Genomic DNA, 10,262 nt, shown 5'->3' with positions numbered 1-10,262 from the left:
GGTAAGGTTCTACGCGTTGCGTCGTATTAAACCACATGCTCCACCGCTTGTGCGGGCCCCCGTCAATTCCTTTGAGTTTTAATCTTGCGACCGTACTTCCCAGGCGGGGCACTTAATGCGTTAGCGTCGGCACTGGAGGGGTCAACACCTCCAACACCTAGTGCCCATCGTTTACGGCGTGGACTACCAGGGTATCTAATCCTGTTTGCTCCCCACGCTTTCGTGTCTCAGCGTCAGTGTCGGTCCAGGAAGCCGCCTTCGCCACGGGTATTCCTCCTAATATCTACGAATTTCACCTCTACACTAGGAGTTCTGCTTCCCTCTCCCGCACTCAAGCCAAGCAGTTTTGAATGCAATTCCTTGGTTGAGCCAAGGGCTTTCACATCCAACTTGCCAAGCCACCTACACACTCTTTACGCCCAATAATTCCGAACAACGCTCGCGCCCTCCGTATTACCGCGGCTGCTGGCACGGAGTTAGCCGGCGCTTCCTCTGGAGGTACCGTCAGAGCCAATGAGTATTAATCACCGACTTATTCTTCCCTCCTGACAGGGCTTTACAACCCGAAGGCCTTCCTCACCCACGCGGCGTTGCTGCGTCAGGGTTTCCCCCATTGCGCAATATTCCCCACTGCTGCCTCCCGTGGGAGTCTGGACCGTGTTTCAGTTCCAGTGTGGCTGATCATCCTCTCAGACCAGCTAACCATCGTAGCCTTGGTAGGCCATTACCCCACCAACAAACTAATGGTCCGCAGGCCGATCCTCCGGTGGCAGCTTCTCTGAGAGGCCACCTTTTACCCCACACACCGAAGTGCGTGTGGTCTTATCTGGTATTAGCATCCGTTTCCAGATGTTATCCCAAGCCAAAGGGTACGTTACCTACGTGTTACTCACCCGTGCGCCACTTTACTCACCCCCCGAAGGGGGTTTTCTCGTACGACTTGCATGTGTTAGGCACGCCGCAAGCGTTCGTTCTGAGCCAGGATCAAACTCTCCAGTTTAATCTTAAACAAGAGATAAGCTCTCTCGTAACTTGCTTCGCTATGTTCGGTTGCGATAACCGGGCATTTTCGAACTTAGTCGCAATTTGCGACAAGGACTCACTATTCGGTTGTCAAAGATCAGGTATGTCGGTAAATCAAAAACCCCTTATACCAGGCCGTTAAATATAACCCGATGAACCGGGGATTGTCAACCTTTTTCCATCAAAAAAGACCGCAAAAACCTTTTCGCGGCCTGTCGGCTACGAAGGATCTTTCTCAACGGGACGCGGTTTCTACACCATGGGGGCATGCCAGTCAACAACTATTTTCGACTTTTTTTAATACCAACTTTTCTAACACTAAATCACGTACTTACGACCCACCCCACCCAGCTCGAAAACCGCCCGCCGCCGACCGCAAACGCCCTCGGCATCACGGTTTCATGGTAATGACAAGCGCCCGAAATCGCTGCAAAACACCATTCTTTGAACCTGAAGGTCCCGCGCGCTGTCCAAATCCATGAGTCGGCACGTCTCTCTGGGAACCCTGCCAACCGGGTTGCTCCGGTCTCCCGGCGACACCGCCGGCCCTGAAATGAGGTGCCAACCATGAGATACGCCGCAACGCTCCTGCTCGCCCTATGCCTAGCGGTCGCTACGGCCTCGTGCCACACCTACGTCGCCGCGTCGCCCACTCCGCCCATCGACGACGCCGACCAATACGATGACGGCCCCCCGCCGCCGCCCGTCGTCCAGGAACCAACGCCCGCCCCGCGGCAACCTACGCCCACGCCGGCGCCCGAATCGCGCGTCACGCTACGCGATACCAATTCGCCCCGTGCGGCGCTCGTGCGGCTCCTGCATGACCTGCGCATCGGCGATGCCCAACACCACAAAGGCATCTCGGTCTTTCCCCTGCGACTGCGCCACCAGTCGCGCCCCCACTTCGCAGGCCTCGAGTCCGCCTCCACCCGACGCGCCCTCCGCCTGGTCGAGCCTCGCGGCGACGTCCATCACCTCGTGGCGGAAAACCGCGATACCCGCCCGGTACTTCTGGTCGCCGGTGACCTGATTTCCGGCGGCGGCCGTAACCGCGCCGTGGCCATGGATCTGATCGTGCCGGCCCGGTCGAACCGAACCTCGGTGCCGACCCTCGCCGTCCAGCGCCACCGGCCTTCGCGCCATTCGTCCATGCGCCTATCGCCCACCGGCATGATGGCCCCCGCGCCGGTTCGCTTCGAAATCCTCTCCCACCCGGGCCGCCCGCTGGATGCCCGCAACATCCCGGTCCGGCAGGAGATCACCCGTCTGCTCCATCGCTACGATGTGCGCAGCCCGTCGGAGAACCTCGCCGACGTGTATCGCCACGGTCAACTGCCGCGCCTTCTGGGCTGCTTCCATAGAGGCGAGCGTTTTCGCTTCCCGTCCGACACTGTCGGCCTGCTGGTCATGAGCGGCGAGAAGGTGTTGGCAATTGAAATCTTCCCCTCACCCGGGACTTTTCACGCGAGCCGGCGCAAGACCCTCGACGCCGCCCTGGCCGGGCGAGCCGTCCTGCGCCGCGCCTGCAACGCGCCCCACAATCGACTCACTTCGCGCCGAACCGCCGGCGCGGCTTTGGCCTCACTGTCCCGCGCCCACCTGCCCGCGCCGAACAGCCATCTGCGCCGCTTCGAAAGTGTCGGCCGCGCTCAGTTCATCCACCACGACAACCTGCACCTCCGCGGCATGATGCTTGTGTACCAAGGCTCGGTCGTTCACCTGGGAGCCGTCGGCTCGTCCCATGACGTAAACGTAGCGCCCCGCCCCGACCACAAACCGAAGCCCGCCCCAGGCCCGGCCGGTTTTCGGAAAAAGCGACCTCGCCGCCTGCAGGAATCGGACGTTCACCAAGGCCACCATGTCTACCGACCGATGAAAGTGATGCGACGGCATAAGGTGATACGGCCCGTGGAGAAGGAGGACGAGGACGACGACAACTAGCGGGAGTTTGACAAAGCCCGCCCCAAACCCGCTTAGCATTCAGCGTGACAACACACATCCACGAGCAGAACAACGTAGGCAATTCCCGGAATCCCGCCGCCGTGTTTTTTCCGGCTAATCCCTGGTTGCTGAGCGCCCCGCTCCGCCTGACTCATCTGCTTGCCGTGCCGCTTCTCGCGCTCAAATTAAAAGCCTGGACCATCGTCGGCGGGTAGGCGTTTCCGGCATACGGGTGGATTATCGCGGTCGTTTTCGGCTTATTGTCGGTTTGCGTGGTCTTGGTGTGGACGTTCAATACGGAGATCATCCGCCGAATTCGGCGGCGCGTCGCCTAAATATTCAGTTCGGCAAGCCGTTCGGGGGTCAGCCACGCGGCCAGCGCCGCGATATCCGGCACAACCGCCTGCGAATAAAGCCGAATCACCCAATTGTGAGCCATCGGCGAGACGGCAATGATCGGTATGCCTTCCGCTCGGCAGACTTCCATCTCAATCGCCGTACCCATCGAAGCCACCGGCAGGTAAGCGATCATGACCCGCGCCTGGCGAAGGATATCCAGGTGGCCGAAAAAGACTTCCCGCGCTTCCTCGTCGGAGTACTCCACCGAGTTGCAGTGCTCCTCCACCGGGCAAAACACGCTGCGCTCCGGCGCCTTTTCGGCCAGGACCTTCTTGATTTCGTCGCGGTAGTCCTGCGCGTGCACTTGTTTCTCGGCGATCGAGCCCTGAATCACGCCGGCGATAAAAAAGTCGTATTTCTTCCACATGGATTGCTCCGCCTCCGGGTAAGCGTTTCGATCGAAACGGGTAGAAGCATAGGGGCCACACGCCCGCGGATGCAAGAGGGTGACTGGTTTGGAAGCGCGGTTTTCGCGTTTCTCGGCAAAAGGAATAACGAAACGGATTGAGTTTTCCGTAATCTCAGTCCGGATCGACCACCATGGGGACCGGGGACACATAACCTAACTGCTTCTACTGTTTTCTCTTCGGTCCCGGTTTTTTGCTCGTTTCAGATTGCCGCCGCCGGCGGCTGGTGTTCGTCGCGCGGGCAGAAGGCGAATAATTAAGGGCGAATCCGGACCAATAGGCACCTTCGAATCGACGCACGAAAACGGCAATCAAGATTATCGCGGCGTCAATTCGGACGTTCACAGCGACAGCGCACACTAGCCGACTACGCACGTGCGGAGAATATTATTAATCGGCATCTACACGGTCTTCGAAAAAGACGATTGAAGCGCCCTCAAGGTCAGAGTGGCTCGCAAAGTCGAAAAAGCCTTCTATGGTTTGGGGATCCTCGAAAAAGCCGACCCATTCCTGGATCGCATCCCGACCACTTTGTCGGCGGCCTCGGGCGTAAGCCTTTCGGCAATCAACTTGTGGCCCAAATTGCTGGGGTGGATGGAGTCAACAAAATAGCCCTCGCCTACACGAGAATTCTGCGAATCGGTTTGAAGGAGCGGCCTGATGTCGATGAAAGTCGCATTGGGAAAAGACCCCGCCACCGCTTTCATTCCCGCCATATATTGCGCGTTGGCCTCCCGACTAAAGCGGTCAGGGCTCGCTTGTGATACCAGGATCACCGGGATTTCTCGCGTTTTGGCCAATCGGCAAAGATCGCTGAGGCATTCACGATACTCCCGCACGCAAACCCGGGGTTTAAGATTTTCCGAAGCCGTGTCGTAATCCGCGATCCTCCATTTCAACTCCATGAGCGTGCGGCGAAGCAAGCCGAATGCGCGAGAACGGTTGAATGCGTATAGAACGGACCGGGAAAAATGGTTGTTTTTCGCAGCGATGTCCCGGTCGGAAAACCGAGCTTGATCCAGATCGTTCCAGCCGCAAGTTACCAAGACAAGGTCCGGTTGGGTAATGGCGAATGCCCTCCCGGCCAGGACCTTAATCTGGTGGCTTGAATACCCGTCCACGCTCCAATTGACCAGCTTCAGGTCCTGCAGACCGGGCAAGCGCAGCAGGCTTTCTTGCAACTGAACCGGGAATGGGCGATCGGCGTAGAAGGTATTGGAGACCGAATCACCAAAACAGAATATCAAGGGATGGTCCTGAAAGGTTTTCGCCAAACGGATCGACTCCTCGAACCGCCCGATGGGAAGCCAGAAAAGCTCACGGTCCTCAAGAGCGGGATCGCCCTTGAAAAACCGCGGATCGGTGTAAAAAGTCGCGGCCGGGCTCACGTGCGCCAGACGAGTAGCTAATTCCACAAGCGAAAAAAAGAGTAGAAAAACCAAAACAGCGTAGGCCGTTTTTCTTTTTCGTGTCCACTGCAACTGGTGTGGGTTGACCGTCATATCAATGCCTCAAAGCGCGAGTGTTACTCAAAGATTGCAATCATTGTTCCCATGGCCTTCGCTTGGCTTCCCTGGCTTTGCGTTTCGGTCAATCGAAAAACTACTTGGTGTAAGCCGATACTCCCCATATCAAAGTCCGAAACCGGCCCTTTGTGGGAAATTCCGGGGACAGGAATTCCGGGGACACCCATAACCGCGTGAGTCAAGGGCACTCCCCGAAAGCCTCTTCTATGTAGTACGTGCGTGCACAGACACCCATTCGCACCGAGTTCCACGGTCTGGAATCGTGCATGAAACAATTCGCGAGGTGAGACGCCCATTCAGCATAACGGCGCGAGCGACGTGTCGTCCGCCAGTCCCCAGGGCCGGGCCGCGCTCACCTCCAACGCACGCTGATGTATCTTCCCTTTTAAGCCGCCCGCGCCAGATGCCAGCGCATCAGGCGTAGCCAGCAAATCGCCGCCAGTTTTCGCGCCACCGCCACCCGGGCGATCTTCGCGCTGGAGCGCTTCCTCGTCGGAGTACTCCACCGAGTTGCAGTGCTCCTCCACCGGGCAAAACACGCTGCGCCCGGGCGCCTTTTCGGCCAGGACCCTTTTGATTTCGTCTCGGTAATCCTGCGCGTGCACTTGCTTCTCGGCGATCGAGCCTTGAATCACGCCGGCGATAAAAAAGTCGTATTTCTTCCACATGGATTGCTCCGCCTCCGGGTAAGCGTTTCGATCGAAACGGGTAGCAGCATAGGCCACATGCCCGGCGATGCAAGTGGGTGGTAAGCTTCGGAACGCTGTTTTCGCGCTTCTTATTTGGTTTTCTCGGTTTTGTTAACCATTCCCCAGGAGACAAGAACCCAGACAATTCGATCACCACGCGCTAAAACAACGAACAGCCGCAGCCTTCGTCGTTGTCGTCGTCATCGTCGTCCGCACCGTTTCCGCCGTCGGGCGATTCGTCGTCGTCGTCGTCATTGTCATCGTTATCATTGTTGTCATTATCATCGTCATCGTCATCGTCGGACAAATGATCTCCATCGTCATAGACGATGTCACCGCCGCCAAATGCGTAAATTGCCGGACCCTCATGCGGCTCTGTCGGCTCAATTTCCTCGAAGTCATATCGAAACGTCTCGTTTCGCCATTCGAAATCTCCGTTACGATCGATCTTCCAAAACGAAATAAGCGTATCTGAGCAATTTCCACACGAAACGATTCCCCAATTGCTATACGCCGATAAATATACGGCGCCTTCATCGTCGGCCGCAATCTTTATCGGATACGCATACAGTTCATCATATGTTCCAGGTGCCGCCGTCGGCTGCGGCACTCTGCTTGACAACTCCCACTCAATCTCACCCTCGGCGTTCAGTGCCGAGCAACACAGCATACCGCTTCCTTCTCCCCCCCTACACATCACCGCGTTGCCGTCGGATGTAATCGCTCGCGCGGAATTACTTGATCCTCCGTTACAACGTTCGTCGACAAGTTCGAATTCGCCGATCATTTCGATAACGCCGTCTGCGTCTACTCTATACAAGCCATAACGGTTGTTCTCCGGGGCAACGATAACCGCAAAAAGCATAAACTTGTTGTCCGGTGTTACGAAACCCTCCGTAGGTTCGATGTCTCCCTCATCGATTCGGTTCACCCACAAGGTCTCCCCTGCTTTGTTAAACATCGCAATTAATGCACTGCGCTGTCCGGCAACGTAGTCGGAGGCCACAACCCATATATTTCCGTTATTATCAATCAACAATTGCTTCGTCGTAATCCCGCCATTATTTTCAAGCTCCGCAGCGTCGTATAAATGTTCTCCCGCTGCGCTGAATTTCGCGTATCCAAGTTTTTCTGTAAACGATAGCAAGACCGCGTCGTCTTCGTCGCATTTCATATCCGGCCATATCCACTGAATGCCTTCGCCAACATCAACCTGCCAAATCTCCTCCCCATAACGACTATATTTTACCAGATTTCTTTTGTCATCCCAGGAATACCATGAAATATATATGCCATCCGACGCCACGCAAAACTCGAAATTTTGCGGTTCGTAATCCAAAACATTCCAACGCTCCTTGCCGTTTGAATCAAGTTTGACAACACCATCGATATCGTTATGGCTATATGGGTTTCCCCATGAGTCGATGTCAACATAGTAACCGTATATCTCGGCCGAAGGTATATTCTGCCAGATTACGTCCCCCGAGGTGCTAATTTTGAAAAGCGGAAATTTTAGATACTCCGACCGTGCCGCAGCCTTCTGTGCCCTAGCAAATAATAACACCATAATAGCCACAGTTAGGAGAACTGTAAGAGTTCGACTAGCCGTATTCATATTAGAAATTCCTTCTTACAATTTACTTATTAAGAACCGGTTATTGCCAAGCCTTTGCCGCGCGTTATAGGCCGACAAGTTCCAATATTGCGAGCACCTCCCGCAATATTCTCGTTGTATATTGTACATTTGGTATTTTTAGCGCAACGTCAAAAGGGTCGAACGATGTCGTTGGCGCGGACATAGGGCCGTGGCTCGTTTCCATGAATATCCCACTGGTGTCGCCGAAACCGTCGTATTTGTCGGCGTTGTCGCCGAGTATTTCAGCCCAGTAAACGTCCGCCGTCGTATCTGCTAGCGACACGCTAAATGTCTGCACCGATACGCAGTGGCGCGTACCCTGATTGCCGCCTATGGCCAAGAACGTGTTTTCGTTTAGATCCGGGTAAAAACCATTTATTGGCGGGCGATGTTCCGGATTCCTCGGGAAAGGCGGTGGCGTATTCCACCGAATAAATATCGTGCTGTGTCCACCTTGTTTGATTCTTACATAAAAACCGGGTCGCACGAGTTCGCCTAGTTGATCGTAATCAGATTCGGGAACCTTTTTGCTAATCATGCCGTCAGAAGAATTATATGGCAACGGCGAAATAAACCGCGCTCTTTCCTCAAAAAAGTGTCGCACCGAACCGGTTTTAAGATTGCTCGAATAGTCGTACGGAATCGAAAAGTATTCCCCGTCATTATGGTACAAATCTTGTACCTGGCAAAGGGCGCCGCCTAGATAATTATTGGTCCCTTGTCGAATACAGTACGCCGCGAATTCGGTACACCACATCATGGGCCGGCATTTGGCCCAGGCCCATACGTTCCCGTAACGACGACTCCAAGCCTCATAAAGATGCTGCGCCGCAATCAGCAAAATAGGGTGAATACTCTCATCCTCGATCTCCAATTGCGCGCGCTTCGCGCGTTCAAGAGTACGCGACAAGTCACGGCTTTCTCCCGCTCGCAAGGAAATATTCACGCTTTTGTTCAACGCTTCGTGGCGGTTAAGAATCACCCTCATGTGAATGATACGAAAACGCCCGGCAAGTGCATCCACGGAAAGGCACTCGACCGCGTCGTTTATCAAACCCCAACGAGCTATTTCCGGCGGGTGAATCAACGGTTGATATTGCAACCACTTATCACCTTGATTGGGACCGAGATACGCCGCGAACGGCGGCTCCTCCGCCAGGCTGAATTCCAAATCGAAAACCCCGGCTTCCGAGCGCGAAAATCGCTTGCCAATCAGCGGCCGCGTTTTTGCCAACCGCCCCACACGCAACGATAACTCAAAACCGGCTTCCGATTGCACGGTCAGCGACACCGAGGTCGCACTGTTGAAACCGTGATACCACGAAGGCCAATCGCCGGTCGCGTAACGCGCCGGTTGTTCTTCCGGCTGCGCCGGTGAAAGCCCTTTGGGATAGCTTTCCGCGTCGGCTTGCGCCCGCAAATGAAACGCTTCATCCAGCGTGCTTATTGCCTCAGCCTGCCGCAAGCAATCGATCCAAAGGTCCGCATTGCGCGACTCGCAAAGCGCCCGATACTCGGCGGGCGACGCGGCGTCCACGACCAAAAAAGCGTCTTCGCCAACCGTCCCGTCGCTGGACTCCAATATCATCAATTGCCGGTTGGCAACCGCCGCTTCAATGATTTCGCGCGCCCGTAACCGCGTTGCCGTCGCTTGCCCCGTAACGGCCTCGCCCACCCGACGCCCCGCACCATGGCCCGGAAAAATCGTCTCGTATTCCGGCCCGCCGCGGCGACGCATCGCCGTCAAGTCAATCGGCGTATAGCGACCGTCATCGCCTCGTTTGTCAATCGTCAGGGGTGTATGTTCATGTTGTGAAGTGTCGTTCCACTTCTTGATGTCGATCGGTACGTATTTATCAGTCACTGCGAATCCTCCCGAGTCGACGCTGCTAGTCTAGCTCGAATCGCCATCCTTTCAAACCGATAACGTGTCGATACTATTCCGCCTTGCGAAACAATTTGCCGCCGGCATATCAACGTAATCCCCCTTCTTGTTCTTAGTCTTGAAGCTCATCAGGCTCGCGCCCTGAAGCAACGAGGCCGACTCCAGCACCACGCCGTAATAATTCGGCGGCAGGACATCCAAGTCGTTCGTGATCTCCACGCGCGAAACCGACAAATCCCACGGGTTGATGTCGCCGCTCTTCACAAACACATAACTGCTTCCCACCGCCTTGATCGCCGCGAAATCCGTCTGCCGCGGACTCGTCGTCTTGATCTGCAGCGTGTAGTAGTCCATCGGCTTTTCCGTCCACGGCGCGATGTACACGTTGCTTTTCACCAGCGCCCAAATGCCGGTAATAAACGGATTGACGATGTACACATCGCCCATCAGGCTCACCGTCGAATTCGCATACGCCACCACGGGAAGCGGCATCGAATCCAGATAACAATTCTCCAGCGTCAGCCCGCCGTAGCCGTTGGCGAACGCCATCGCGTCGTCATAATTGCTTTGCGTCCAAATCTCCGGCTGGATCGTGAGGCCGCCGTCCGCACCCAGCGGGCGGATACCGCGGATCGTCACCTCTTGCGTGTACTCGGCAGTCGTGCCGGCCTTGAGGTGGATCGTCGTCTGGTCGTTCACCACGCCGGTGATCAAATCGATCGCCGCCTGCAAATGCTCCTTGGCGTCGCCCCAACT

8 protein-coding genes and 1 rRNA gene are annotated in these 10,262 nt (G+C 55.8%); 2 read left to right on the top strand and 7 right to left on the bottom strand.

The genetic code is table 11. The features are described 5' to 3' along the window. Positions 1 to 1,000, bottom strand: a 16S ribosomal RNA gene (locus tag P9L99_07015); the annotation flags it as partial. A 590-nt stretch (positions 1,001 to 1,590) separates the two neighbouring features. Here P9L99_07015 and P9L99_07010 point away from each other — a divergent pair. Next, a complete protein-coding gene (locus P9L99_07010) occupies positions 1,591 to 2,964 on the top strand; it encodes a hypothetical protein (GenBank protein ID MDP8223091.1) in 1,374 nt (457 codons plus the stop codon). Positions 2,965 to 3,008: 44 nt separating this feature from the next. Then, the gene (locus P9L99_07005) at positions 3,009 to 3,179 is read left to right on the top strand and encodes a hypothetical protein (GenBank protein MDP8223090.1); all 171 of its coding nucleotides are present in this window, start codon (positions 3,009 to 3,011) and stop codon (positions 3,177 to 3,179) included. A 116-nt stretch (positions 3,180 to 3,295) separates the two neighbouring features. Here the strand turns inward: P9L99_07005 and P9L99_07000 are convergent, their stop codons facing one another. The 6 genes from P9L99_07000 to P9L99_06975 form a co-directional block, all read right to left on the bottom strand. Further along, complete coding sequence (locus tag P9L99_07000) at positions 3,296 to 3,730, bottom strand: nucleoside 2-deoxyribosyltransferase (GenBank protein MDP8223089.1); 435 nt, start codon at positions 3,728 to 3,730, stop codon at positions 3,296 to 3,298. A 513-nt stretch (positions 3,731 to 4,243) separates the two neighbouring features. Further along, entirely contained in the window at positions 4,244 to 5,272 is a 1,029-nt protein-coding gene (locus P9L99_06995) for an SGNH/GDSL hydrolase family protein (GenBank protein ID MDP8223088.1), read from the bottom strand. A 320-nt stretch (positions 5,273 to 5,592) separates the two neighbouring features. Further along, a complete protein-coding gene (locus P9L99_06990) occupies positions 5,593 to 5,964 on the bottom strand; it encodes a hypothetical protein (protein ID MDP8223087.1) in 372 nt (123 codons plus the stop codon). A gap of 181 nt (positions 5,965 to 6,145) precedes the next feature. Next, positions 6,146 to 7,600, bottom strand: a complete 1,455-nt coding sequence (locus P9L99_06985; GenBank protein ID MDP8223086.1) for a hypothetical protein — start codon at positions 7,598 to 7,600, stop codon at positions 6,146 to 6,148. Between the two features lie 64 nt (positions 7,601 to 7,664). Continuing rightward, on the bottom strand, positions 7,665 to 9,296 hold the full coding sequence (locus tag P9L99_06980) for a hypothetical protein (GenBank protein ID MDP8223085.1): 1,632 nt from the start codon (positions 9,294 to 9,296) through the stop codon (positions 7,665 to 7,667). Between the two features lie 240 nt (positions 9,297 to 9,536). Then, a partial coding sequence (locus P9L99_06975) for a hypothetical protein (GenBank protein MDP8223084.1) occupies positions 9,537 to 10,262 on the bottom strand: 726 nt, incomplete at its 5' end.

This window comes from Candidatus Lernaella stagnicola, from assembly GCA_030765525.1.
GTDB classification, from domain to species: domain Bacteria; phylum Lernaellota; class Lernaellaia; order Lernaellales; family Lernaellaceae; genus Lernaella; species Lernaella stagnicola.
The sequence above is the reverse complement of the archived record's forward strand: the minus strand, read 5'-3'. Positions and strand labels throughout refer to the sequence as shown.

Bases quoted from the DNA above. Each gene is read 5' to 3' on its own strand.
- P9L99_07010 (MDP8223091.1), top strand. From the start codon at position 1,591: ATGAGATACGCCGCAACGCTCCTGCTCGCCCTATGCCTAGCGGTCGCT.
- P9L99_07000 (MDP8223089.1), bottom strand. From the start codon at position 3,730: ATGTGGAAGAAATACGACTTTTTTATCGCCGGCGTGATTCAGGGCTCG.
- P9L99_06995 (MDP8223088.1), bottom strand. From the start codon at position 5,272: ATGACGGTCAACCCACACCAGTTGCAGTGGACACGAAAAAGAAAAACG.
- P9L99_06990 (MDP8223087.1), bottom strand. From the start codon at position 5,964: ATGTGGAAGAAATACGACTTTTTTATCGCCGGCGTGATTCAAGGCTCG.
- P9L99_06985 (MDP8223086.1), bottom strand. From the start codon at position 7,600: ATGAATACGGCTAGTCGAACTCTTACAGTTCTCCTAACTGTGGCTATT.